Origin of the sequence: Niallia oryzisoli, assembly GCF_036670025.1 — a bacterium.
In the GTDB taxonomy this organism is placed as follows: Bacteria; Bacillota; Bacilli; order Bacillales; family Cytobacillaceae; genus Bacillus_BD; species Bacillus_BD oryzisoli.
Window position 1 is genome coordinate 1,124,908 of sequence record NZ_CP137640.1, and the last position, 25,996, is coordinate 1,150,903.

General features: G+C 38.3%; 23 protein-coding genes and 1 pseudogene. 16 read left to right on the plus strand and 8 right to left on the minus strand.

Annotated features, from left to right (window positions below):
* Positions 1 to 3: 3 nt before the first annotated feature.
* A complete protein-coding gene (locus R4Z09_RS05640; RefSeq protein WP_338451366.1) occupies positions 4 to 1,173 on the minus strand; it encodes an acyl-CoA dehydrogenase family protein in 1,170 nt (389 codons plus the stop codon).
* Positions 1,174 to 1,202: 29 nt separating this feature from the next.
* A complete protein-coding gene (locus R4Z09_RS05645) occupies positions 1,203 to 2,096 on the minus strand; it encodes an alpha/beta hydrolase (protein WP_338451367.1) in 894 nt (297 codons plus the stop codon).
* Between the two features lie 166 nt (positions 2,097 to 2,262).
* On the opposite strand from R4Z09_RS05645, the gene R4Z09_RS05650 reads away from it, so the two are divergent.
* A complete protein-coding gene (locus R4Z09_RS05650; RefSeq protein WP_338451368.1) occupies positions 2,263 to 4,056 on the plus strand; it encodes a V4R domain-containing protein in 1,794 nt (597 codons plus the stop codon).
* 90 nt (positions 4,057 to 4,146) lie between these two features.
* Here R4Z09_RS05650 and R4Z09_RS05655 read toward each other — a convergent pair.
* Positions 4,147 to 5,343 (minus strand): annotated as a pseudogene (locus tag R4Z09_RS05655) (MFS transporter); the annotation flags it as partial.
* 492 nt (positions 5,344 to 5,835) lie between these two features.
* On the opposite strand from R4Z09_RS05655, the gene R4Z09_RS05660 reads away from it, so the two are divergent.
* Complete coding sequence (locus R4Z09_RS05660) at positions 5,836 to 6,606, plus strand: FAD synthetase family protein (RefSeq protein WP_338451369.1); 771 nt, start codon at positions 5,836 to 5,838, stop codon at positions 6,604 to 6,606.
* 64 nt (positions 6,607 to 6,670) lie between these two features.
* Here R4Z09_RS05660 and R4Z09_RS05665 read toward each other — a convergent pair whose 3' ends face one another.
* Positions 6,671 to 7,183, minus strand: coding sequence for an antibiotic biosynthesis monooxygenase (locus tag R4Z09_RS05665; protein WP_338451370.1), 513 nt, complete (start codon positions 7,181 to 7,183; stop codon positions 6,671 to 6,673).
* A 251-nt stretch (positions 7,184 to 7,434) separates the two neighbouring features.
* On the opposite strand from R4Z09_RS05665, the gene hemE reads away from it, so the two are divergent.
* From hemE to hemY, 3 genes are read left to right on the plus strand one after another with little or no spacing between them, the layout of a single operon-like run.
* On the plus strand, positions 7,435 to 8,481 hold the full coding sequence (gene hemE / locus R4Z09_RS05670) for a uroporphyrinogen decarboxylase (protein ID WP_338451371.1): 1,047 nt from the start codon (positions 7,435 to 7,437) through the stop codon (positions 8,479 to 8,481).
* Positions 8,482 to 8,509: 28 nt separating this feature from the next.
* The gene (gene hemH / locus R4Z09_RS05675; RefSeq protein WP_338451372.1) at positions 8,510 to 9,445 is read left to right on the plus strand and encodes a ferrochelatase; all 936 of its coding nucleotides are present in this window, start codon (positions 8,510 to 8,512) and stop codon (positions 9,443 to 9,445) included.
* A 27-nt stretch (positions 9,446 to 9,472) separates the two neighbouring features.
* On the plus strand, positions 9,473 to 10,912 hold the full coding sequence (hemY, locus tag R4Z09_RS05680; RefSeq protein ID WP_338451373.1) for a protoporphyrinogen oxidase: 1,440 nt from the start codon (positions 9,473 to 9,475) through the stop codon (positions 10,910 to 10,912).
* A gap of 157 nt (positions 10,913 to 11,069) precedes the next feature.
* Here hemY and yhfH read toward each other — a convergent pair whose 3' ends face one another.
* On the minus strand, positions 11,070 to 11,204 hold the full coding sequence (gene yhfH / locus R4Z09_RS05685) for a protein YhfH (RefSeq protein WP_338451374.1): 135 nt from the start codon (positions 11,202 to 11,204) through the stop codon (positions 11,070 to 11,072).
* Between the two features lie 190 nt (positions 11,205 to 11,394).
* Between yhfH and R4Z09_RS05690 the strand changes: the two genes are divergently transcribed.
* The 4 genes from R4Z09_RS05690 (at position 11,395) to R4Z09_RS05705 (ending at position 14,620) form a co-directional block, all read left to right on the plus strand.
* Complete coding sequence (locus R4Z09_RS05690) at positions 11,395 to 12,129, plus strand: MBL fold metallo-hydrolase (protein ID WP_338451375.1); 735 nt, start codon at positions 11,395 to 11,397, stop codon at positions 12,127 to 12,129.
* 20 nt (positions 12,130 to 12,149) lie between these two features.
* A complete protein-coding gene (locus R4Z09_RS05695) occupies positions 12,150 to 12,830 on the plus strand; it encodes a metal-dependent hydrolase (protein WP_338451376.1) in 681 nt (226 codons plus the stop codon).
* A gap of 99 nt (positions 12,831 to 12,929) precedes the next feature.
* Positions 12,930 to 13,181, plus strand: coding sequence for a hypothetical protein (locus tag R4Z09_RS05700; protein ID WP_338451377.1), 252 nt, complete (start codon positions 12,930 to 12,932; stop codon positions 13,179 to 13,181).
* Positions 13,182 to 13,300: 119 nt separating this feature from the next.
* Complete coding sequence (locus tag R4Z09_RS05705) at positions 13,301 to 14,620, plus strand: CBS domain-containing protein (RefSeq protein ID WP_338451378.1); 1,320 nt, start codon at positions 13,301 to 13,303, stop codon at positions 14,618 to 14,620.
* 40 nt (positions 14,621 to 14,660) lie between these two features.
* Here the strand turns inward: R4Z09_RS05705 and R4Z09_RS05710 are convergent, their stop codons facing one another.
* Positions 14,661 to 14,966: a YtpI family protein gene (locus R4Z09_RS05710; RefSeq protein ID WP_338451379.1), complete on the minus strand. Its 306-nt coding sequence runs from the start codon at positions 14,964 to 14,966 to the stop codon at positions 14,661 to 14,663.
* Between the two features lie 145 nt (positions 14,967 to 15,111).
* Between R4Z09_RS05710 and R4Z09_RS05715 the strand changes: the two genes are divergently transcribed.
* Complete coding sequence (locus R4Z09_RS05715; protein ID WP_338451380.1) at positions 15,112 to 16,059, plus strand: bifunctional oligoribonuclease/PAP phosphatase NrnA; 948 nt, start codon at positions 15,112 to 15,114, stop codon at positions 16,057 to 16,059.
* Between the two features lie 14 nt (positions 16,060 to 16,073).
* Here the strand turns inward: R4Z09_RS05715 and ytrI are convergent, their stop codons facing one another.
* Entirely contained in the window at positions 16,074 to 16,577 is a 504-nt protein-coding gene (gene ytrI / locus R4Z09_RS05720; RefSeq protein WP_338451381.1) for a sporulation membrane protein YtrI, read from the minus strand.
* On the minus strand, positions 16,574 to 16,912 hold the full coding sequence (locus R4Z09_RS05725) for a YtrH family sporulation protein (RefSeq protein ID WP_150438163.1): 339 nt from the start codon (positions 16,910 to 16,912) through the stop codon (positions 16,574 to 16,576). The genes ytrI and R4Z09_RS05725 overlap by 4 nt, the downstream gene beginning before the upstream one ends.
* Before the next feature lie 480 nt (positions 16,913 to 17,392).
* On the opposite strand from R4Z09_RS05725, the gene dnaE reads away from it, so the two are divergent.
* The 6 genes from dnaE (at position 17,393) to pfkA (ending at position 25,983) form a co-directional block, all read left to right on the plus strand.
* The gene (gene dnaE, locus R4Z09_RS05730) at positions 17,393 to 20,752 is read left to right on the plus strand and encodes a DNA polymerase III subunit alpha (protein WP_338451382.1); all 3,360 of its coding nucleotides are present in this window, start codon (positions 17,393 to 17,395) and stop codon (positions 20,750 to 20,752) included.
* 169 nt (positions 20,753 to 20,921) lie between these two features.
* On the plus strand, positions 20,922 to 22,160 hold the full coding sequence (locus R4Z09_RS05735; protein WP_338451383.1) for an NAD(P)-dependent malic enzyme: 1,239 nt from the start codon (positions 20,922 to 20,924) through the stop codon (positions 22,158 to 22,160).
* 67 nt (positions 22,161 to 22,227) lie between these two features.
* Positions 22,228 to 22,788: a FadR/GntR family transcriptional regulator gene (locus R4Z09_RS05740; protein ID WP_422392288.1), complete on the plus strand. Its 561-nt coding sequence runs from the start codon at positions 22,228 to 22,230 to the stop codon at positions 22,786 to 22,788.
* Between the two features lie 144 nt (positions 22,789 to 22,932).
* Positions 22,933 to 23,802, plus strand: coding sequence for an acetyl-CoA carboxylase, carboxyltransferase subunit beta (accD, locus tag R4Z09_RS05745; RefSeq protein ID WP_338451385.1), 870 nt, complete (start codon positions 22,933 to 22,935; stop codon positions 23,800 to 23,802).
* On the plus strand, positions 23,796 to 24,773 hold the full coding sequence (gene accA, locus R4Z09_RS05750) for an acetyl-CoA carboxylase carboxyl transferase subunit alpha (RefSeq protein WP_338451386.1): 978 nt from the start codon (positions 23,796 to 23,798) through the stop codon (positions 24,771 to 24,773). The genes accD and accA overlap by 7 nt, the downstream gene beginning before the upstream one ends.
* Positions 24,774 to 25,023: 250 nt before the next feature.
* Entirely contained in the window at positions 25,024 to 25,983 is a 960-nt protein-coding gene (gene pfkA, locus R4Z09_RS05755) for a 6-phosphofructokinase (protein ID WP_338451387.1), read from the plus strand.
* Positions 25,984 to 25,996 lie beyond the last annotated feature (13 nt).

Here is a 25,996-nt window from a genome sequence, read left to right on the forward strand (position 1 = left end):
CAATTATCCTTGAATATTTGTTTGGATACCAAATAAATGTCTTCCATAACCATGAATTCCATCTTCGTATAAGGAGGTAATATGTGTTCCAATTGCAAGTAAATCGCGCGTAAACATTTCTACAGGATGACCTTTTAATAAGGAATGCCCGCCAAGCGTCAACAAGCTTTTTACACCAATATTGACACACTTATCAATAATAGAAGCACGAATTGCTTTATATTTTGCCCCTTCATATGGACCGCCTTTATCTTCTTCCATCATCGAAATGTAACGGTTTAAGAGAGCTTGAGCAGCTTCCATTTCTAAGCTTAATTCTGCAAGTACACGTTGACTGGTCGGAGATTCTTTTTCTACGACGCCGGAGAAGCGGACGCGGCCTGCTGTATGTTTTTCAAACTCAGCTAAGACACGCTCAGCACCGCCAACAGCCATTGCCGCAAAGCCTACATAGAAGCCAGGATAGAAAGGAGTGTTATAGTATAGATAATCTTGATCGAAATCCTTTTCTGGCGGCTGACTGCATGCGATGATTTTACTAAAACGAAGAATCGCTTCAGGCTTCACAAAAACCTTGTCAACAATCAGTGTATTACTGCCTGAACCGCGTAATCCGAGGGAATCCCAGTTTTTAATAATTTCTAAGTCTGATACTTTTAAGAGGATACCAACACGTTCAGGTTTATCAGAGTCATCAAATTTCATAAAAGCCCCAACGCCAACCCAGTCACTATAGTTGATTCCGCTTACAAAGTTATACGTTCCAGAAACATAGTAGCCGCCCTTAGCCTTTTCTACCTTCCCTACAGGAGCGAAAACATCGGCGACAAACCCGCCTTGGTTCACCACTTCATCACGTAATGGCTTTGGCAGGTAGGATACCCACGAATTGTGTACGGAGAAGAAGTAGGTTAACCACGCTGCGGATAGATTGTGGTAGCCAACGGTTTTAACCATATCGACAAATGTATGCCAATCAAGCTGTGGGTGACCATACTCTTTCGGAAGAATTAAACGATTAATCTGTTCATCGCGAATGATGTTGGCAATATTTTCTGAAATTGTGGCATCTTTATCTGCCTGTGATGCTTCAAGCTCTGCCGCCTGACCAATTCTTTTCGCCTTTTCGATTATTTCATCATAGAGTAGTTTATTTTCAACTAGTAGTTCCATCCAATCATTCCTCCCAAATTGAATTTATATTATTTTACTGCTGCAGCTTCCTCAATTTTAAGTCCAAAAAAGTCAATGACTAGTTTATTAACCAGTTCAGGTTGATCTGTTTGACATTGATGCCCGCAGTTGTCAATGTACGTAAACTCGATGTTTGACAGTAATTTTTCCAGTTTATAAGCTGTTTCAATTGGTGCAACCCCATCATTTTTGCCCCAAATGAATATTCCAGGAATTTTTAGCTTTGGTAAGGAATCTTTAATACAGTAGCGGTCCCATAACTTTGGATCATTATTCATTTTTTCTAGATAATCATCGAATGCTTTATTTGCTTCTCGTACACCTGGTCGGTTTGCAGCTTGATGGCGTAATTGGATTAATTCTTCTGGAACTTCCGCGCCATTCGAATTTCGAGTCATAAACTTACGAAGTGCTTCCTCTGTGTAATCGTAGCCGATAACCTCTAAAAACGATCGTAATTTTCTTAATGGTACTTCCTGCATGGCTTGATAAATTGTGTTACTGCCAATATAGACAACTTTTTTTACTTTTTCCGGATGGTCAATGGCATATTTAGCTGCGATATAAGCACCTTGTGAATTACCAACTAAGTACACTTCATCTAAACATAATGCTTCAATAAAATCGTGTACATGATCCACTAAGCTTTGGTGCCCATTAACAGGCCATGCATGTGGTCGCGTGTCGGTAAAGCCCATGGATAATTGGTCCAGTGCAAATGCTCGATAGCCTGCTTCCGCTAAAGCGGGTAACATATAACGCCAACCGGCCGCGCCACAAGCTCCTGGACCTGCCCCATGTAATAAAATGACTGCTGGTCCTTCTGTACCTGCCCATGAATAATGTGTACGAACTCCATTTGCTAGCACCCAGCTATTATGAAAACCTTCGAAAATTGTCATGAGTTTTACCTCCGTTGTTTGTTTGTATTTGATAATGATTAAAGTATACATACTTGATTTTTGAAATATAATATTAATTTTTATTGAATAACCCATATAATTCTTTAAAAATTATTGAAATTCATTATTTTCTGAATTATATTTAAGACAAAAAGGGGAAATGTTTGTGAGTGATCTCTTAATTGATTCAATGGGAACGAAGAACATTTTAATGTCGGCCAATGCCTTCCTCACATTAAAAAATAATTTAATTAAAAATATCGGGTCGTATAAAACAAACGGTTTCTTGTTTCGCTTTGGGAAAGAATTCGGCATAGAATCTGCAAAAAAAATTTTCCAAAATGGAACGAGGAAAAAGACAGTTGGTAAAATGCATTCAAGACTTGGACACGTAAAAGATGTTACATTTACGGGGGAAATTTTGAGGCATCCAGATGGTACAATTGAATGTGTCAACACACGAGGAAAATGGGTAGAGTCGTTCGAAGCCGAGCTGCATGTGAAAAATTACGGCTATACAGCGGAATGTATTTGTCACACATTATGTGGATTTGCCAGTGGGGCATTATCGTATGAATTTGGAGAATCAATTATTGCGATTGAAACAAAGTGTGTCGCGAAGGGGGATTCTTGCTGTGAATACGAAATTCGTCTTGAACAAGATTGGTTGCCAGAACAGGAGGAGTTAATCAACTTGTATCAAAATGATAATATTTTGTCGGAATTAGAAATGACGTATGACGCGCTCTTGCATCATAAGCAAATGCTTGAAAAAATATCAACGTTCCATAGCCAACTCACAAAAAAGGTGACAGATAAACATTCGATGGATGAGATTATTCGAACAGCATACCATCTATTAAACATTCCAATTTTGATTGAAGATATCCACGGAAATCAGTTAAGCCAAGTCGGATTAACTGAGGAGCAATTACAAACCATTAGAAACAGCCAATCGAACCTAAAATATTTAGGAGATAAACAATCTGCATCCTATTATGCAGGCCCTTCTTATGAAAAATTAGTCTCACCTGTATTAATTAATAATAAAAATTACGCAAGGTGCTCATTTTTTTACTTCCCTCCACAAGAAATAGATAATAATGATTATTTATTTTTAGAAAGAATATCGACTGTTATTGCCCTATGCATTTTATATGAGGAGGCACAATTTGAGGAACAGCGGCGTATGAAAAGCACCATATTAGAACGATTAATTCATAATCAAAACATTCAGGACATTGAATCGTATTTTAAGTTTTTGCCATTTAAATTTCAGCTGCCATTCTCCACAGCTGTCATTCAAATTGATAGAATAAAGCCGAATAAAGAGATGATAGACTTACATGAGCAATTAATCCAACTGTCAGCACTTATAAAAAAGTGGGAGCTTCCTAGTATTTTTGCTGTGGTTGGAGAAGAAATTACGTTATTAAACTCACAAATTATCGATAAACAAGCTTTCATCAAAAAACTTAATAAAATCTTTCAGCATATGGAGAAGCAAAATAATAATTATAAATATACAATAGGCATCAGCAGTACTTTTACAGATTTAAAACAATTTGATCGAACGTTGAAAGAAGCACGAATTGCCTTACGATTCCCCAATAAACAGCTCACTACAGACTATGAGGATTTAGGTATATTAGGTGATATCGCTACAAATATGAGCGTAGAGCAGCTGCATGAAATGGCCAAGAAAACATTAAAGGAATTGTATCATTTCGATGATCCGCGCAAAAAGGAACTGCTGCATACGCTTTATGTCTATTTATTAAATGGGCAGCGTTTAAAAGAAACCATGGAAGAACTGGCATTATCAATCGGCGGAATTCAGTATCGTATTAAGCAAATTGAAGAACTGCTGCAGGTGACGGTCAAAAATGCTTCAACGGCCGCCTATATTTTATTAGTCATTCAGGCACTGATTTTGTCAGGAGAATTACAATTTGATTAGGACAAGCAATAAAAAACTCATTGAAAATGGATAGTACCAACTTCGATGAGTTTTTTTAGAGGTATGTTATTTTTCTCAGTTTATTATCGATTATTTTACTGATTCAATAGGTATAAATGTAACCGTTTTCTCACTTTTCGTGAAAGTATTTTTGCGTTTGCGTGTCAATAATATGATTACAGCACTGATGATATACAACGCTACAACGATTAATACACCTGAATTAAAACCAGAGCGAATATCGTCTCCTGCTAATGTAATTAAATAACCTGTAATATATGGTCCAATAACCCCTGCCATACTCGTAATCGATAATGAAATGCCTGAAATACTGCCGATTAAGTTTTTCGGTACGATTAATGTTTTAATGGTCGTACCTAACGGCAGTAGGCACGTATTCATAATTAGGCCAATCGCAAGGAAAGTAACAGATAGAATAGGCGCTTCAACGACCGTTGTTACACCGTAAGCAACAGCCCCTATGATTAATACTAAAGTTAACACCTTGTCGAAGGATTTGATGAGGCTTTTATTTTTGCGGAATAAAACGTCTGTATATTTCCCGATGAAGATGGCAAAAATTGTCCCTGCAATACCCATGCAGGCGAACACGATACTCATTACTTTTGCATCAAGACCAACAATTTTCGTTAAATATGTTGGCGCCCATGTAAGAACCCAGGTGTTGATCCACATCGATACAAATCCTACGGCCATTACGGAAAGGACATAAGGGTTCAACATAATTTTAATGATATCCTTGAATTGAGCCTCCTGTGTAGAGGGGAGGGCTGAAATCGTTTCTTGAATCGGTTCTTTTGGATGGCTTTTGAAAAAGCAAAATACAACTGCCCAAACTAAACTGACTAGACCTAAGACGGCAAATGTATGCTGCCAACCAACTGAGCCAATTAATAATACTAGAATAGGGGCAGCTAAATATGTACCGAAGGTTGTCCCAGATGTCATAATTGCGTAGGCAGATCCACGTGTTTCATTCGAAAACCATTTTGCAATGTGTGCGACACATAATCCATACGTACCACCTTCGAAGAAACCTAAAACCACACGAATGATGATTAAACCTATAAAGTTTTCAACAAAATAGGCACTTAATAAAGAAACCGTCCAACCAGCCGCAATCAATATTAGTAAATTTTTTGTATTAAAGCGATACGTTAAAGTACCTAGTACAATACTACCGATTGCATAGGATGCAAAGAAACTGCTGCCTACCAAACCAAATTGATCATAATTCAAATGCAGGTGACTCATAATCGGTTCTGCAGCTAGCCAAGGACTGACTTATCTGCGTAATTCAATACAGATAGTGCAAAAATCATTGCTAATACCAGCCAACGCATAATAACAACCCCTTAATAGGCTTTCTAATTCCGTATCGCTCCCAATCCAATAAGATGTTTGTCAACGCATACATATGATTACAATTTAATTATTCACCTCCTCTATCAAGTGAAAGTAGATTAAGATTACTTTTGACATTTATCGTATAAAAGGGGCATTTACGAATGCTGAAATAATTTTTCGGAATATTGCAATAAACATATTCTATGTTAATTTAAATAGTTTTACAATAAAAATGTTATTCACTATTGATATATTGTTTTGCTAGTTTAATGGACTGAAAAACGATGTATTATCAAGTATGAATGACCATTGATTTTTATTGTTTTTATCTGAAATTTCAATAAAAAAGATAATTATAATATTTTTTTGATTATTTTATGATAGTAACAATTAAGCAAGGAGGAATCGTAAATGAAAGTGATATACGTGAATGAAGCCAATTTACGCGATTTACAGGCGGAAGCACTAGATGTTGCCATGGCTCTTGGATACTTTGACGGTGTACATCTAGGACATCAAAAAGTCGTGGAGACCGCAAAGCAGAAAGCTTTGACACATCAGCTTTCATTGGCGGTCCTTTCCTTTACTCCACATCCGAAAAGTGTATTAATTCCAGACTTTGAAGTTGCTTACTTAGAGCCGATTGAGCAAAAAATAGAAAAGCTTGAGCGATTAGGTGTCGATATATTTTATGTTGTTGAATTTACAAAGGAATTAGCGAAAATTAAAGCGGCTGATTTTATACGGCAATATGTTGTTGGTTTGGGCGCAAAGGAAATTATTTGCGGTTTTGACTATACATATGGTGCAAAAGCGAGTGGTAAGGCCGAAATGATTCAACAACAGGTGCCACCGCAGATTGGCGTTACGGTAGTTGAGGAGCTAAAGTGGCGAGGACAAAAAATTAGTTCAACGCTTATTCGAAAGTATTTACGTGAATGTCGATTACAAGAAATTCAAAGTTTGCTAGGTGACTACTATAAAACAAAGTATTGCTGTAAAAATGGGATATTACCAAATTACTCACTCCCAAATATAGGGAAATACAAAATTTTAATCGAAAGAGATGGCGCTATTTCAGAGGCAATCGCAATGGTGAAATCGAAAAAGAAAATCCTTCTGGAATATGACAATCCGACTTTCGACAGTGTCTTGACAATTAAATGGCTGGAGAAAATATAAAGCGTATGCTACCCGAATGAAAAACCTTGATTGGCTAAATGCCATTCAAGGTTTTTCATTTGTCCTAGTCATCTTCATTAACAATTGTATATTTGGTAATAAACGAGGAACGTGGAAAAACTTTTGGCAGTTTCTTTGATGGATTCTCTGCTGCGGATTTTGAATAGACTTCTTCAAATGACTCTGTCGGTTTCCAAAGATGATAGGATGATTCAAATTTCCAGACAGTGAAAATCAGATACGTATCAGATTTTAATGGACGCAAAACACGTATTGCTGTTAAATCAGGCACTTTATTTATTAAAGCCGCTTGATTTTTAAAATGATACTCGAATAATGGGCGCCCTTCATCCGTAACAGGGATATGATGAAAAACCGCAAAACCTGATTCAGGAAAATGCCCAAAATCAGCAATAATTTCATAATTTCTAGGCTCTTTAAAAAAAGAAACTCCATTTGTTTGATGTATGAGAAGAAACTGATCCTCTTTTTGCATCAAAACCAGTTGTTCATCCTTATGTTCAGTCATCAACTTCTTTAAATATGGAAGAGTGCCGCTAGTTATATACATCTTCAACCTAAACACCTCAAATATTTTTCTCCATTATTTATTATATCTTGAACTGCTAGGAACGTTCCCATTCTGTTTAACTAAAAACCTTTAAGGAAAAACGTCAATTTTTTGAGAATAAATAAGGTAAACTATACAACGATAGGTGAAAAAAGGTATGATTGAAATTGTCATATAAATGTGCTTATGTTATTCGTAATTATTCATTTAGTATATTACACTAATTAATAGAAATGTCTTGAAAGGGGATTTTAATAATGGAGAAACAGCTAAACGAAACGTTTTTAAAAGCAGCACGGGGAGAGAGAACAGACTATGTACCCGTTTGGTATATGAGACAAGCTGGACGTTCACAGCCGGAATATAGAGAAATAAAACAGAAATATTCATTATTTGAAATTACCCATCAGCCTGAGCTTTGTGCCTACGTAACAAGATTGCCTGTTGAGCAATATGGGGTTGATGCTGCGATCCTTTATAAAGATATTATGACACCGCTGCCGGCTATTGGTGTTGATGTTGAAATCAAATCAGGAATCGGACCGGTTATTTCCAATCCGATTACATCTTTGGCGGATGTAGAAAAATTAGGCGAGATTCACCCTGAAGCAGATGTTCCATATGTCTTGGATACAATTAAAATCCTTACACAAGAACAATTATCTGTTCCATTAATTGGATTTTCAGGTGCGCCATTTACCCTTGCCAGTTATATGATTGAAGGCGGACCTTCGAAAAATTATACAAAAACAAAAGCATTTATGTATGCGGAACCAAAAGCATGGTTTGCCTTGATGGATAAGCTTGGCGAAGTGACGATTACATATGTGAAATCACAGATTAAAGCAGGGGTTAAGGCTGTACAAATATTTGATTCATGGGTCGGAGCCTTAAATGTCGAGGATTATCGTTATTATATCAAACCGGTCATGAATCGGATTTTCTCCGCTTTAAGTGAAGAAAATGTGCCTCTCATTATGTTTGGAGTAGGTGCTAGTCATTTAGCACTTGAATGGAATGATCTTCCGCTGAACGTTGTCGGTTTGGACTGGCGTCTGCCAATAAGTGAAGCTAGAAGGCTCGGGGTAAACAAAACCATTCAAGGGAATTTAGATCCTGCTGTGTTATCGGCTCCTTGGGAGGTAATTGAAGAAAAGGCAAAAGCAATTCTTGATCAAGGAATGGAGAAACCGGGTTATATCTTTAATCTAGGACACGGTGTATTCCCAGAAGTAAACCCTGAAACCTTGAAAAAACTGACAGCATTTATTCATGAATACTCAGCTGAGAGACTGTCTAAATAACGGGACGTTGAAGGGATGGATTACTAAAATGAAAAGAAAAATGGGCCTGCTTGTTATGGCCTATGGAACTCCGTATAAAGAATCTGATATAGAGCGTTATTATACACATATTAGAAGAGGAAGAAAGCCTTCACCGGAAATGCTGGAAGATCTCAGAAGCCGTTATGAAGCAATTGGAGGTCTTTCTCCGTTAGCAAAAATCACGCAGGAACAGGCAAAAAAGCTTGAAGAATATTTAAATAACAGTCAGGATATGATTGAATTTCATACGTATCTTGGCTTAAAGCACATTGAACCTTTTATAGAAGATGCTGTAAGAAAGATGCATGAGGATGGGATAGAAGAAGCTGTCAGTCTTGTACTGGCACCGCATTTCTCAACGTTCAGCATTCAATCCTATAATGGAAGAGCTATAGAGGAAGCCGCCAAAATAGGCGGTCCGAACATTGTCAGCATTGACAGCTGGTATGATGAACCGAAATTTATTCAATACTGGGTTGATAGAGTGAAGGAAACGTTTCAGCAGATGCCAAGTGAACAAAGAGACCATGCTGTTTTAATTGTGTCAGCTCACAGCCTGCCGGAAAAAATTACGCAATTGGGTGACCCATATCCTGATCAGCTGCAGGAAAGTGCAGACTTAATTGCAAAGCATGCAGGAGTAACTCATTATGAAGTCGGCTGGCAAAGCGCAGGCAACACGCCGGACCCATGGCTGGGGCCGGATGTCCAGGATTTAACAAGGGAATTATATGAAGAAAAAGGTTACAAAGCTTTTGTATATGTTCCGGTCGGGTTTGTATCAGATCATTTAGAGGTCTTATATGACAATGACTATGAATGTAAAGTGGTTTGCGACTCTCTTGGTGCGGCCTATTATCGTCCGGAAATGCCAAATGTGCAGCCGGAGTTTATTGAGGCACTTGCAGCTGTCGTAATGAGGCGAGTAGCGGATTATAAATGATATTTATTAAAAAGAAGGCGATGAAAGATGTCAGATAGTAAAAAACAGATTGTCATTATTGGTGGAGGAATTACTGGTTTAACAGCAGCCTATTATTTGCAAAAAGAGGTGCGGGAAAACCATTTACCATATACTGTTAAACTGATTGAAGCATCACATCGCCTTGGCGGTCAAATGCAGACTTACAAGAAAGATGGATATATAATTGAAAGAGGCCCTGATTCTTTTTTAGAAACGAAAGAAAAAGCTATTCGGTTAACTAATGAAGTAGGAATGGCAGATCGGTTAGTTCATAATATTCCAGGTACTACCTATATTTTAGCAAATGACCAGCTGCATACGATTCCAGGCGGGTCCATTATGGGCATTCCAACAGAGATAGGACCGTTTATGACAACAAAGTTATTTTCTATCCCCGGGAAATTACGGGCAGCAGCTGATTTGATCCTGCCTCGCTCTCATGCAGAGAATGATCAGTCTCTTGGCGGCTTTTTTCGCCGCAGATTGGGGGATGAAGTGGTCGAGAATTTAATTGAACCGCTTTTGTCTGGTATCTATGCGGGTGATATCGATAAAATGAGTTTAATGACCCTATTTCCTCATTTTTATCAGGTGGAAAAAAAGTATCGAAGTTTGATTATTGGAATGAAAAAAAGTACTCCTCCTAGACCGAAGGAATCACCAAAGAAGAATAAAGGAGCTTTTTTGGCATTTGAGACAGGATTGCAGTCGTTTGCAGATGCCATAACGGCAAAGCTTGAGCCGGATTCCATTAAGCTGGGTTTTAGGGTGGAAAAGGTGCGGAAAAAGCTTAAAGGATACGAAATTGAATTGAACGGCGGAGAAGTCCTTGCTGCAGATAGTCTGATCATGGCTGTTCCGCATCAAACCGTTTATCATATATTTCCAGAATATGAGTTTTTTCAAATGTTTAAGGAAGTACCTTCAACATCCGTTGCTACAATTGCTCTAGGATTCTCAAAGGAAGCTGTCAAAAAGGATATTGACGGTACCGGATTTCTTATTTCTCGAAATAGTGATTATACGATTACTTCCTGTACCTGGCTGCACAAAAAATGGCCGCACACAACACCGGATGGAAAGGTGTTGCTCCGTTGTTTTGTTGGTAGAACAGGAGGCGAAGCGATTGTGGACTTATCAGATGATCAAATAGTGGCGAATGTATTATTCGATTTGTCTAAAACGATTTCGATCACTACCGATCCCGAGCTTGCTGTAGTATCCCGCTGGACACATGCAATGCCGCAGTATACTGTCGGTCATCAGGAAAGAATTGCAAAAGTCATAAAAGGAATGAAAGAACAACTTCCCGGCATTTTTCTTGCAGGGAGTTCGTTTAATGGAGTAGGACTTCCAGATTGTATCAAGCAAGGTGAGGAAGCTGTTTCGAACGTGCTGCAGTATCTTCAAGAAATAGAATCTAAAGAAGTAAAAATGACGATATAAGTAAGGAAGAAGCTGCTAATTGGGCAGTTTCTTTTTTTTACACAAAGAAAAAAGCCAAAATTCTTTGGCTTGTATTATACAACAGAATCCAAGATATAGTAATCTGTTAAACTAGTAAATTAGCTTTAGTCTATGATAGATCATCTAATGTAAATTTTTATAGGTCATGAAGGCCCATACAATGGTCGCATTTGTTGCCGTAGCAATCAGCCTGCTCCTCGATTTCCTTTCCACACTCAACACATTTTTTAGCTGGTAGATTTCTGAAAAATTCAATGATATTCTTTACCATGATGTCCCCTCCAATTCGTAACTTTCAATCAATTTCGTGTCTTAATTGTAATATAACAGTACGATTTTTGTCAACGACTGTTTTAAAACAATTTTATTAATATGGAAATATTAATAAATATCTAATAACTTAAATTCATAATACAAATAATAGAATATAGTGATATAAACTAGAGAGAGGATTGAGTATTATGGAGATAACTGTAATAGGCCCATGGGGAGGATATCCGAAAGTAAATGAAGCAAGTGCAGGTTATTTAATTGAACATAATGGATTTCGTGTGTTAATTGATTGTGGCAGCGGTGTACTGTCAAAACTGCAAAATATTGTTCAGCCGGAACTGCTTGATGCGGTAGTAATCTCGCATTATCATGCTGATCATATTGCAGATATCGGAGTCCTGCAGCATGCAAGACTTATTAAAGGTTTTTTAGGCGAAAAGATGGAGTGTTTGCCTATTTACGCTCACCCATTTAATCAGCAAGAGTTTGCTAAACTAACATATAAAAATATTACGAAGGGTGTTTCGTATCAGTCAGATGAACTTTTGAAGCTGGGTCCATTTGATGTTCGGTTTTTACGCACGAAACATCCGGTTGAGTGTTTTGCGATGCGGTTTGAATCTGGAGGAAAAACTGTAGTCTATACAGCGGATACAGCTTTTAAGGATGAATTGATTCCATTTTCTAAAGAAGCAGACCTTTTGCTGTGTGAATGTAATTTCTATGGTGATCAGGATGGTTCAAACGCAGGGCATATGACTAGCTTACACGCAGGGAAATTAGCTAAAATAGGAAATGTAAAACAGCTTGTATTAACTCATTTGCCTCATTACGGGAGACTTGAGCAGCTACAGGAAGAAGCGGCAGAAATTTATCATGGACCGATTCAACTGGCTCATTTTGGGTTAAACATTTCATTATAGTATAAAAAGGAGTGGGTATTTTGAAAATAACCTATCATGGTCATTCAGTTGTTAAAATTGAAACTGGCGGCAAGACGATTTTAATTGATCCGTTTATAACTGGGAATGGTTTAACCGATTTAAAAGATGAAGAGGTAAAACCTGATGTTATTATGGTCACTCATGGTCATGGCGATCATGTTGGTGATACGATTCAATTAGCAAAAGCAAATGATTCTCTTGTTATTGCCAACGATGAACTTTCTACCTATCTAAGCTGGCAGGGATTACGTGTTCATGGAATGCATATCGGCGGTTCCTATCAATTTGATTTTGGAAAGGTAAAGCTGACTCCGGCCTTTCACGGGACTGGTCTTCAAACAGAAAATAAAGAAATCATATACTGCGGAATGCCAGCTGGTATTTTATTTACGGCGGAAGGAAAGACAATTTATCATGCGGGAGACACTGCTTTATTTTCCGATATGAAATTAATCGGTGACCGTCATTCTATTGACGTAGCATTTCTTCCGATTGGAGATAATTACACAATGGGACCGGAAGATGCTGCTTATGCTGCGAAACTTCTTGGGGCAAAAACCATTGTACCGATGCATTATAATACATTTCCTGTTATTCAACAGGACCCGCAGGAATTCATCTTACTGCTTGAACATAACAATGGAAAAATATTAAATCCTGGTGAAGGGATTGAATTATAACCAATGCATAATCGTGTGAACCGTGGATTCACACGATTTTTTTTTAAGTGATGACTACTTTTCAGCTTGTTCGCATAGATTAATAGTAATAGAAAAGGGGTGGATGGATTGAGTAGAAATCGTTATTTATTATGTTTACTGGCAAGCGGGATGCTTCTTTATTATGCTGTTCCCCGATTATCCATTTCGGCAGGAGGGGCAGAAGGTCTCTTTTCTTTATTCTGGCTTGCCTTAGCCTTAATGGTCATAGCTGGAAACTTAACTGGTCTGTTATACACACCGATAAAGAAAAAAAAGCAACAGTCTGCTGGTAATAAAAGAAAAAGAATCAAAGCACGTTTTTACCAATAATACAGAAATTATGAATAAATTGAAACAGAGAAGGTCATTTAATTGAAACAGCTGGCTGAGACCCTTATAATAAGACTATATATACTAGGGAAACTGAAATTAAGTAGAGGGTGAGAGTCTTGGCTACGAAGCACGAGCAAATACTTCAACACATAGATGAATTACCAATCGGTGAAAAAATATCAGTGAGGCAAATCGCCAAGGCATTAGAGGTAAGTGAAGGGACAGCGTACAGAGCGATTAAAGATGCAGAAAATAAAGGGTATGTTAGTACAATTGAAAGAGTCGGTACGATTCGGATTGAAAGAAAGAAAAAAGACAATATTGAAAAGCTTACTTTTGCTGAAGTGGTAAATATTGTGGATGGTCAGGTTCTAGGCGGCAGGCAAGGTCTTCACAAAACATTGAACAAGTTTGTAATCGGTGCCATGCAATTAGATGCGATGATGCGTTATATTGATGCGGGAAGTCTTTTGATCGTCGGAAACCGGGTAAATGCACATGAACTGGCGTTAAAGGCAGGGGCAGCTGTATTAATTACAGGCGGCTTTGATACGAACGAAGACGTTAAGAAACTAGCCGATGAACTAAGCATGCCTGTCATTTCAAGCAGCTATGATTCCTTTACGACAGCTACGATGATTAATCGTGCGATCGACGATCAATTAATCAAAAAGGAAATCATTCTCGTTGAGGATATTTTAACACCGCTCGAAAAAACCCACTATTTAAAAATAACCGACACAATTAACGATTGGTATTTGTTAAATCAGGAAACTGAGCATAGCCGTTTCCCTGTGACAGATACAAATTTAAAGGTACTAGGAATGGTTACTTCAAAAGATGTCATTGGTCATGATAACGATACCTTAATTGAAAAAATCATGACTAAAAATCCAATGACTGTCGGCGAGAAGACGAGTGTTGCTTCTTCTGCCCATATGATGGTATGGGAAAGCATTGAGGTATTGCCGGTTGTAAACGATGCAAATAAGCTTGAAGGAATTATTAGCCGTCAAGATGTTTTGAAGGCATTACAAATGATTCAGCGGCAGCCACAGGTTGGTGAAACGATTGATGATATTATTACCAACCAAATTAGTATGATGAAGGGGAAAACAAAAGGTGATGATGTATATCGCTTTGAAGTATCCCCGCAAATGACAAACCATCATGGAACGATTTCATACGGCGTATTTACAACGATTGTTTCTGAAGCAGCAAATCGGGTACTAAGAGGCTATAAAAAGGGCGATCTTGTTGTAGAAAATATGACCACCTATTTCCTCAAGCCGGTACAGTTGGACAGCATGCTTGAAATTTATCCTAAAGTGCTGGAAGTTGGCCGTAAATTTGGGAAAGTGGATATTGAAGTCTTTAATGAAGGGGTATTGGTTGGAAAAGCAATGCTCACATGTCAATTAATAGACAGACATTAAAACCAAAAGCGACGGAGCCCTTAGCTCCGTCGCTTCATTATCAGACATGCTTCGTTTCCTGAAGCTCTTGAATAGCTAGAGGCAGGAAATATTTATAGGCCTTTATTCCGCCCATAACATTGATGATACCCAGAATAATAAAAACAGCAGCTACAATATACGTGACAGTAGTTTGAAATAGAAAAAGCTGATTGATGCCGAATAAAGCTATGAAGGATCCTAGTGCGATACTTCCTTTTGCTGAAATCCACTGTTTTTCGGCTGACACTTTTGTCCGGAAATACTTTGTTTTGTAGAAAAGATAAAATGCTAGTGAAATAACAATAAGCATTACCAAAATAGGCATTTTCCTCTATCCCCCATTTTAAAATTACTATTTCTATAGTAAACGATTTTGACTGAAAAATGTTAAAAAAATGAATTATATTTCTTTTTCTTCTTGATTACTTATGCTATTAATTAAGTATCTACTTTAAGAGAAGGTGACACTCATGAAAGAGCAAATACTTCAGACTATAAAAAAATATGATACAATTATTATTCATCGTCATGTTCGTCCTGACCCGGATGCCTATGGTTCACAAGGCGGGTTAGCGGAGGTTTTAAAGGCGTCATTTCCGGAAAAGTCAATTTATACAGTTGGAAAAGAAGAAGAATCACTTCAATTTTTAAGACGTCTAAATGATATACCGGATGATACATATAATGGCGCCCTTGTGATTGTTTGTGATACGGCAAATGAAGCTCGTATAGACGACAATAGATATGGGCTTGGGGATATGCTGATTAAAATTGACCACCATCCCAATGAGGATCCATATGGCGACTTATTGTGGGTAGATACAAATGCGAGCTCAACTAGTGAATTAATCTATGAATTTTATCTTTATGGAAAAGATAAAGGATTACAAATGTCAGATGCGGCAGCACGGTTAATCTATTCCGGGATTGTCGGTGATACAGGACGTTTTCTATACCCTAGTACAACGGAAAAAACATTTGCCTTTGCTGGCGAGCTCATCCATTATCAGTTTTCCCGTACCGAGTTATATGAAGGGATGTACAATTTAAAACCCAATATTGTGAAACTCAATGGGTATATTCTACAAAATTTTGCAACTGGTCATAACGGGGTTGCTTTTGTCAAAATGACAAAAGACTTGCTGAAACAATATGATGCGACGCCTTCTGAAGCTTCTCTGCTCGTTAGTACACTAGGAAATATTCAAGGGATCATTGCTTGGGTCTTCTTTATTGAGGAAGTGGATCAAATCCGGGTCAGACTTCGTTCAAAAGGTCCGGTAATAAATGGCATTGCCCGCAACTATAAAGGAGGCGGCCATCCAAAAGCTGCCGGAGCATCTATCTATTCTTGGAATGATGCGGAACAGGTGATCCAAGAAGTGGAGGCAATATGTGAGGAATATGCCCGGTCTTAAACCGGGCATATTTTCTAATTTGAAATGGTAATCTCGAGCTCTATTGAAAGTGTTGTGTAAATTGTCATTTCGGTTACTTTTAATTTATAACGTTTATCCGTTATTTTGACCGTTTTATTTTCAATAATTTTTTTAATTAACTCACGGCTGTTATAGACTGTATCAATATCCTTTGCCATCATCATCCGGATGTCTTCCTTTACCTGCTCCTCTATTTCAAATACACTTAGCTGATCGAGATGGTATTTTTCTTTATTCTTTATTTTTATATAAATGGATTGAATAGTAAGTTTGGCCTTACTTTCTTTATTTATTTTTTTAAACTCTTCCTGCCAAATCGTCTTTTCGTTTTTTAAATCAGCTATTTCATCCTTTTGTGTTTGGATTTCTTTACTATATTCTTCCTGCCATTCTCCATAAATAAATAAAAATATAAACCAGCTTACCACTCCACCTATCACCATGCCTGCAAAAAATTGCTGCCAGGTGGGCTTTCGATAATAAGGTGGAATTCTCATAGCGTTGTATGCTCCTGGGTAAGCCAAGTAATAAACAAAGAACCTGTTTGTGCGCCCCCTAATGCAGAGAGGATTAGAAGGAATTGTTTAAATAGGTCCTTTGTTTCACCTTCTAAAAATCCCCTTTCAAAGGTATATACAGCGTCAAAAGTACCGCCGATGGCAGTGACAATCGCCCAGATCCGGATCATGCTTGAGATGCGATAGATTTCCGTTAAGGGCGGTTTTCCAGTTAAAAAGGCCGCCATGCCTCCAATAAGGGATCCGCCGATTAAAACGCCAAGTGCGATAAAATAGCTTTGTAAGAAAAGAGAAAAAAAGGGTTGATCCTGCATGTAATCCCATCCTTATTTGATTAATTACCTCATAATTAAACATATGGACAAGATATCAGAATTATGTTACCTCAAAGCAGGAAAAAAGAGAACATACTTTCTTTTTACTAGGAAAACTCTATAATAATATGTACAGATGATATAACTGATTTTTATATAAAAAGGCTATGTTAGAGGGAATTGTTGATTTTTGGCCCTTGTTGATTGTAGTGGAGGGCACGTAGACTCCTCGAAAATTCTATCGAATTTTCTCGTGCGTGGGCAGACTCGAGGAAGTAATTCAATGTCCTGCGGGAGAAGCAATAAAGAAGAGACCCTGGAGACACGGAGTGTCGTGCACTCGGCGGTCGCCCTAAGGTGCGCGAAGTGTCCGGAACGAAAATCAACAACATAGTTTAGCAGATCCCTTTATAGATAAGTAATTACTTAAAAAATATAGAAAATAGTCTTCTCATAAGACTTTTAAGGAAGTGAATGTACGTGTCTTTTATTCACCTTCATGTGTATAGTGCCTTTAGCTTGTTAACAAGTACAGCAACTGTTGAACAGCTTGTGCTTGATGCAAAGAAAAAAGGGTACAGAGCACTGGCTTTAACAGATCGTAACGTCATGTACGGCGCAGTAAGTTTTTATAAAGAATGTATGAAACATTCAATTAAGCCAATAATTGGACTAACAGCAGATGTTCTTAGTGAAGAACAAGTGGGATCTGCTTTTCCGCTTGTATTATTAGCAAAAAATCAAATTGGATTTCAAAATCTGCTTAAAATAACGAGCAGCATACAAACGAAATCCTTGTCTGGGATTCCTGTTAAATGGCTGAAGCATTATGCTGATGGATTATTTGCTTTAACGCCCGGTAAGGATGGGGAACTAGAGCAAGCTTTGCTAGATGAAGATATCACAAAAGCTGTGAAGGTATTGAACTTATATAAAAGTTTATTTGGAGAATCTTTCTATATTAGTCTGCAAAATCATCACATTCCTTCTGAAACAAAGATCAATCAAAATCTTATTGAACTAGCTAATGATTATCAGGTACAGCTTGTTGCAACAAATCAAGTGCATTACCTACAGAAAGAAGATTCATTTGCTCATGAATGTTTACTTGCGATCAAAAATGGCAGCAAATTACAGGATGAAAATCGCGAGCGGCTTGAAAGCAATCATTATGATCTTAAGACACCTGAAGAAATGATTGAGCTTTATACAGAAATCCCTGATGCGTTAGAAAATACGCTGAGAATCGAGGAAGCTTGTAATGTCATGATCGAGCTTCATAAAACAAAACTGCCTAAATTCCCAACAGAAAGAGGTCAGTCAGCGGAAGTGTTACTGGAGGAAATGTGCTGGAGAGGACTTCATGAAAGATATGAATCACCTGAAGAAGAAGTAAAAAAACGCCTTCAATATGAATTAGCGATTATCAAGAGAATGCAGTTCAGTGATTATTTTCTTATTGTTTGGGATTTTATGAGATTTGCAAGAGAAGCAGGAATCCTAACGGGTCCGGGCAGGGGATCTGCTGCGGGGTCACTGGTCGCATACACACTATATATTACGGATGTTGATCCTATTGAACATCATCTTCTCTTTGAACGTTTTCTCAATCCGGAAAGGATCTCGATGCCGGATATTGATATCGATTTTCCAGACCACCGCCGTGATGAAGTGATTCAATATGTTGCTAAAAAGTACGGCCAGCTTCATGTAGCGCAGATTATTACATTTGGTACATTAGCAGCAAAAGCTGCTCTTCGGGATGTTGGCAGAGTATTTGGGTTAAATACCAAAGAACTAGACAGGCTTTCTAGGATGATTCCTGGAAAATCGGGCATTACACTCAAGGAAGCCTACAATGAGTCCCCATTATTAAAAGATTTTGTCAATGAATCAAACCAGCAGCGAAATCTATTTGAAACGGCTTTAAAGTTGGAAGGACTGCCGAGACACACGTCCACCCATGCAGCAGGAGTTGTAATTAGTGAACAGCCCCTTGTCGATGTGATTCCAATTCAAGAGGGGCATGAAGACATTTATTTAACTCAGTATACAATGGAGCATCTAGAGGAGCTCGGCCTTTTGAAAATAGATTTTCTTGGGTTACGAAACCTTTCTTTAATTGATTCCATTTTGAAGTCTATCTATCGTAAAACCGGTATAAAATTAAATATTAATAATATCCCGATGGACGATCCGGCAGCCTATCAGTTAATAAGCAAAGGTTTGACGACTGGTGTATTTCAATTAGAATCTGAAGGAATGCGGAATGTTTTAATCAGGTTAAAACCTAATCGATTCGAGGATATTGTAGCTGTCAATGCCTTGTATCGTCCGGGACCGATGGAAAATATCCCCCATTTCATTGATCGTAAACACGGACGTGAAAAGGTGGTCTATCCTCACCCTGATTTAGAACCTATTCTCGAAAATACGTACGGAGTCATTGTTTACCAGGAACAAATCATACAGATTGCTGCTAAGCTAGCTGGATTTTCTCTTGGTGAAGCTGACCTTTTAAGAAGGGCAGTCAGTAAAAAGCAAAAGGATGTACTTGACAGGGAAAGGGCGCATTTTATTGAGGGAGCTGAACGGAAAGGCTATGAACGAAAAACAGCCAATGACATTTATGATTTAATCGTAAGGTTTGCCAATTATGGTTTTAATAGAAGCCATGCTGTTGCCTACAGTTTTATCGCTTATCAGCTTGCCTACTTAAAAGCGCATTATCCGATCCATTTTATTGCTGCTCTTTTAACGTCTGTTACGGGCAATGAAATGAAAATTGCTCAATATTTAAGAGAAATGAAGACGCTGAATATTCCTCTTCTTCCGCCTTCCATAAATAAAAGCGGTTATTCTTTTCTCGCAGAAAAAGATGGAATTCGTTATAGTCTTGGTGCCATAAAGGGAGTCGGAATTGCAGCCCTGACTGAAATCATGCGTGCCCGTAAAGAAAAAGGATTTGTTGACCTCTTTGACCTGTGCATCCGGGTATCATCAAAAGTTGTCAATCGCAAAACACTAGAAGCTTTAGTCTATGCAGGGAGTCTAGACGAGTTTGGCGAGGATCGAGCTGTATTATTAGCAAGCCTAGATGTCGCCTTAGAACATGCGCAGCTGGTAAAACCAACTGAAGGTCAGCAAGGGGATTTATTTTCACATATTGAATTGACCATAAGGCCTAAGTATACGACTGTTGAGCCGATGCGTGATGAGGATAAGCTTCGAATGGAAAAAGAGGTGCTTGGTTTCTATTTATCCAACCATCCTGTATCCGTATACGAGAAATATTTTCCTGCCTTGAAGGTACATTCTTTATTTGGTTCAGCCCTTCCAAATTCAAATAGGAAAGCTGTTGTCTATATCGGTGAAATAAAAAAAATTCGGACCAAAAAAGGCGAGCAGATGGCTTTTTTAACAATCAGCGATTCCAGTGGAGAGATGGAGGCTGTTGTATTTCCTAACATATTTAAGAAGATCTCACCAATTTTACAGCAAGGAAAGATTCTTGTAATTGAAGGAAAAGCAGAAGAAAGACAAGGGAAAACACAGTTTGTAATTAAAACCGGGCAAGAGATTGCAGCAGCAGTGGCTCCTTTACAAAATCAACCGTCAACGTTATTTATTAAAATCATCAAAGAACTGGAAACAGTAGAACAGCTGCAGACTTTAAAAGGGGTTCTGAAGAGATATCCTGGGATAGTCAGTGTTGTTATTTATTATGAAAGTACGAAAAAAATGATTCGATTAGAAGAACAACTGTATATTAATCCAACAACTACCTGCCTAGAAGAACTGAAAAGAATGGTTGGCACCGAAAACGTATTTTTGAAGTAACAATCTTTCTACTCCTTTACAAGTCATTAAGATATGTTATATTGTAAAAAAGAAACTGGTCAGACCAGTAGGAACTAACTTAAAATATTAGATGTATGATAATTGCCACCAAAAAAAGAAATGCCGGCCTGTTTCATAAAGATATGAATTGGATTGAGGAGTGGGAAAGGTGACGTTAAGAGAAGAAGCTTTGCATATGCATCGAGTAAACAAAGGTAAGTTAGAGTCAAAATCAAAAGTAGAGGTGTTAAATGCAAAGGATCTAAGTTTAGCATACTCTCCTGGGGTAGCAGAACCATGTAAAGAAATATATGATAAACCGGATTCGGTTTATGAATATACGATGAAAGGAAATATGGTTGCCGTTGTATCAGATGGAACAGCCGTACTCGGTCTTGGTAATATTGGACCTTCAGCAGCACTTCCGGTTATGGAAGGAAAGGCTGTATTATTTAAAAGCTTCGCTGGTGTCGATGCTTTCCCAATTTGCTTAAATACAACAGATGTTGATAAGATTATTGAAACAGTCAAACTACTAGAGCCTAATTTTGGTGGTATAAATCTTGAGGATATAGCAGCGCCAAATTGCTTTGTCATTGAAGAAAGACTAAAGAAAGAAACGAATATACCCATTTTTCATGATGATCAGCATGGAACGGCCATTGTAACGGCAGCGGGTTTGTTAAATGCATTGAAGATTGTCAACAAAAAGATGTCCGAAATAAAGGTGATTGCAAACGGTGCAGGAGCGGCAGGAATTGCGATTATTAAGCTTTTACATAGCTTTGGTGTACGTGATATTATCATGTGTGACACAAAAGGAGCTATTTATGAAGGCCGTCCTGTAGGAATGAATGCAGTGAAATCAGAAGTAGCTAAGTTTACAAATAGAGATAACCAATCTGGAAGTCTGCAGGATGTCATTGCAAGTGCCGATGTGTTTATTGGTGTTTCTGCCCAGGATGCTCTTTCCAGTGATATGGTGAAATCGATGAATCGAGATCCGATTATTTTTGCTATGGCTAACCCGAATCCGGAAATTCATCCTGATACAGCAAAAGCAGCTGGAGCTGCAGTAGTTGGTACAGGAAGATCCGATTTCCCTAACCAGGTTAATAATGTTCTGGCATTCCCTGGGATTTTTCGTGGTGCACTCGACGTTAGAGCTACACATATCAATGAAAAGATGAAGGTGGCAGCTGTTCATGCGATTGCCGAACTTATTGCTGAGGCTGATCTCCATGAGGATTATGTCATTCCGGGACCGTTTGATCCGCGCGTCGCTCCTGCAGTAGCTGCAGCCGTTGCAAAAGCTGCCATGGAGACCGGTGTTGCGAGATTGAAGGCAGATCCGGAGGAAATAAAAGAAAAAACCCGTGAGCTTGCCCGAATTGGAAAGAGTGAGTGAACAATAAGTGAAACCATCAGAAGCAGTTCCTAAGGTCTACCTGGAGATCGTTAAACAACTTAGAAAAATGATTACAGAAGATCGTCTTAAACCCGGTGATAAACTGCCATCAGAACGTGAACTGTCTGAGCGTCTAAATGTTGGACGCTCTTCTGTTCGTGAGGCTTTGCGGGCTTTGGAGCTTTTAGGATTAATCGAAACAAGAAGAGGCGAGGGAACGTTTATTCGTGACTTTAAAGGTCATCAATTGATTCCACTTTTAAGTACGTTTATTTTACAGGATGAAAATTCAAAGCGCGATGTAATAGAAACTAAGTTTCTTATTGAAAAGAACTGTCTAGCGCTAATTTTAAAGAGAGCTGATTTAGAATCATTTCTAACTGACAGAAGCATGATAAAGGATCCAATCAATGATGATGAATTCTTTTTAAGAATCGTTCAATTAGCCGATAATCATTTATTATTAAGAATATGGGTGATTTTGGCTGATTACGTTAACTCTTTGCAATTAAATATGCAAAAGCCTGTAAAAACGGATTACAAAAGGCTGTTAACAGCACTGTCTGACAGAGATGAAGAGAAAATAGCGGAAGCCTATCACCTGTTAAGGGGATTGTCGAATGAATGACGACAGATTATAACAAGGTTTGTTGAGAACTTCATATATAGTAATGAAGTAAGGACGAGATTCCAACGAGATAACTAGCGAACAAATAAGTGGTCAGGCCGCAAAGTTTTAATTGATGTTGTAATAAATAAGGGAGGTCTCACCTTGCTTAAAGAGATTTTTACAAAAACAACAAAAAAGAAATATGCAACAATCCCTTCTGAACATACAAAGCAAGATGTACCAGAGGGAATTATGACGAAATGTCCAAACTGTAAGAAAATCATGTATACAAAAGAATTAATAAAAAATTTAAAAGTATGTTTACATTGTGGATATCATCACCCTATGAATTCACGAGAAAGAATTGCTTCCTTTTTAGATGAGGATTCTTTCGAGGAATTAAACGCTGAATTGACATCGGTAAATCCACTCAATTTTCCGGGTTATCTAGAAAAACTTGAGCAGGATCGAAAAAAAACGAATGAGAATGAAGCGGTAGTGACTGGAATTGGAACTGTAAATGATATAAAAGTAGTTGTCGCTGTAATGGATTCAACTTTCCGTATGGGAAGTATGGGATCTGTAGTAGGTGAAAAGATTACATTGGCAGCAGAAAAAGCGGATGAGCTATCCTTGCCATTTATTATCTTTACTGCTTCCGGAGGTGCCAGAATGCAGGAAGGTGTTCTTAGTTTAATGCAAATGGCGAAAACAAGTGTGGCCTTAAAGCGATTTAGTGATCATGGAGGGTTGTTTATTTCTATTATGACCCATCCGACAACAGGGGGAGTTTCAGCAAGCTTTGCTTCTCTTGGTGACTATAATCTGGCTGAACCGGGTGCATTGATTGGGTTTGCTGGTAAAAGAGTGATTGAGCAAACGATTCGTGAAGAGCTTCCAGAGGACTTTCAAACAGCAGAATTTCAACTGAAACATGGTCAGCTGGATGCTGTCATTCATCGTTTGAAGTTAAAAGATCAGCTCACAAATATCCTTGATATTCATAACCCAAGGGAGGTGCCTGAATGGTAGGGGAATTGGAATTTGAAAAACCTATTCTTGAGTTGAGGAAAAAAATTACGGATTTAAAGGAATTCACCGAAAACACTGATGTGGATTTAACAGCGGAAATTGAAAAGCTGGAATCGCGCCTTCTCAAGCTAGAAAAGGAAATATACGAAAATATTAAACCGTGGGACAGGGTCCAGATTGCCCGCTTTGCAAGCAGACCAACAACACTTGATTATATTTCATTATTGTTTACAGATTTCTTTGAATGCCACGGTGACCGGACATTTGGTGATGATGAGGCAATTGTTGGCGGAATCGCGAAATTCCAAGGTCTGCCTATAACTATTATCGGGCATCAGCGGGGAAAAGATACAAAAGAAAATATTCGCCGCAATTTTGGAATGCCGCATCCAGAAGGTTACCGTAAGGCGCTAAGATTAATGAAACAGGCTGAAAAATTTAACCGTCCAATCATTTGCTTTATCGATACGAAGGGTGCGTATCCAGGGAAATCCGCAGAGGAACGCGGACAAAGTGAAGCTATAGCCCGAAATTTATTGGAGATGGCCGGTTTCACTGTACCGATTATCTGTATCGTGATTGGTGAGGGCGGAAGCGGCGGTGCACTAGCATTAGGTGTGGGAAATCATTTACACATGCTTGAAAACTCAACATATTCCGTTATTTCTCCTGAAGGCGCAGCTTCAATTTTATGGAAGGATGCAGGTCTGGCTAAACAGGCTGCCGAATCAATGAAAATTACAGCACCTGATTTGAAAGAATTAGGTATTATTGATCGTGTGATTCCAGAGGTAAAAGGCGGCGCTCATAAAGATGTGAAGGAACAGGCTGGTTATATCGAAAAGGTCCTGCTTGATTCCCTCAAAGAGCTTAAGAAGCTGAATAAGGATCAATTAGTCGAACATCGATATAATAAGTTTAAACGAATTGGTGAAATTTCGTTTTTAAAAGATTATATCGGGGCAAATTAAAAACGTACTGTATAGTACGTTTTTTTGTTTTTTATTAGGGTTACTTTTTGGGTTAATCGCTTTCACTTTAATGACAATTCCGCCTATTTTGGTGAATGCATAGATTCTGTTGAGATATAGGTTTCTTCATGCTATTTTAATACTGTTCGGGTTTTTTTTCATTTTATAATTTTAATTATCGAAAATTTTTTTACGAATGTTCTATCTATTTTGATAACTTCTTGGTAAAGTATTGGTAGGAGGTAAAAACATGAGACGAATTGGTGTACTTACAAGTGGTGGCGATGCTCCAGGGATGAACGCTGCTGTCAGAGCTGTTGTTCGTAAAGCGATTTACCATGATGTTGAGGTTTATGGAGTCATTGGCGGTTATGCAGGATTAATAAATGGGAATATCCAAAAATTAGAGATAGGTTCAGTTGGTGATATTATTCACCGTGGCGGTACTGTTCTTTTATCTGCAAGATGCGATGAATTCAAGACTAAAGAAGGGCAGTTAAAGGGTGTTGAGCAGTTAAAGAAATTTGGGATTGAAGGTTTGGTTGTGATTGGCGGCGACGGTTCATACAGAGGAGCACAGGCTTTGACGTCACACGGTTTCCCATGTGTAGGTGTCCCTGGAACCATTGATAATGATATTGCTGGTACTCAATATACCATTGGTTTTGACACAGCTTTGAATACTGTTATCGATGCAATTGACAAAATTAGAGATACAGCGACATCTCATGAGCGAACATTCGTAATTGAGGTAATGGGACGCAATGCAGGAGATATTGCTCTTTGGGCAGGTCTTGCAGGCGGTGCAGAAACCATCCTGATTCCTGAAGATCATTATGATATTAATGAAGTCTGCGAGCGCCTGAAAAAGAGCAAGGCTCGTGGAAAGAAGCATAGTATTATCGTTGTAGCTGAAGGTGTAATCAGCGGGGTTGAATTTGGTAAGAAAATAAAGGAATTGACTGACTTTGATACCCGTGTTTCTGTACTGGGTCATATGCAGCGCGGCGGTTCTCCTTCAGCCTTTGACCGTGTGTTAGCAAGCCGTCTTGGTGCGCGTGCAGTTGAATTGATTTTAGAAGGAAAAGGCGGAAGAGCTGTTGGAATTAGAAACAACCGTGTAATTGATCATGATATTACTGAAATTTTAGAAGAACCTCATACACTTGATTTTAACCTGTTAAAATTATCAAAAGAACTATCTATATAAAAAGTAACATACA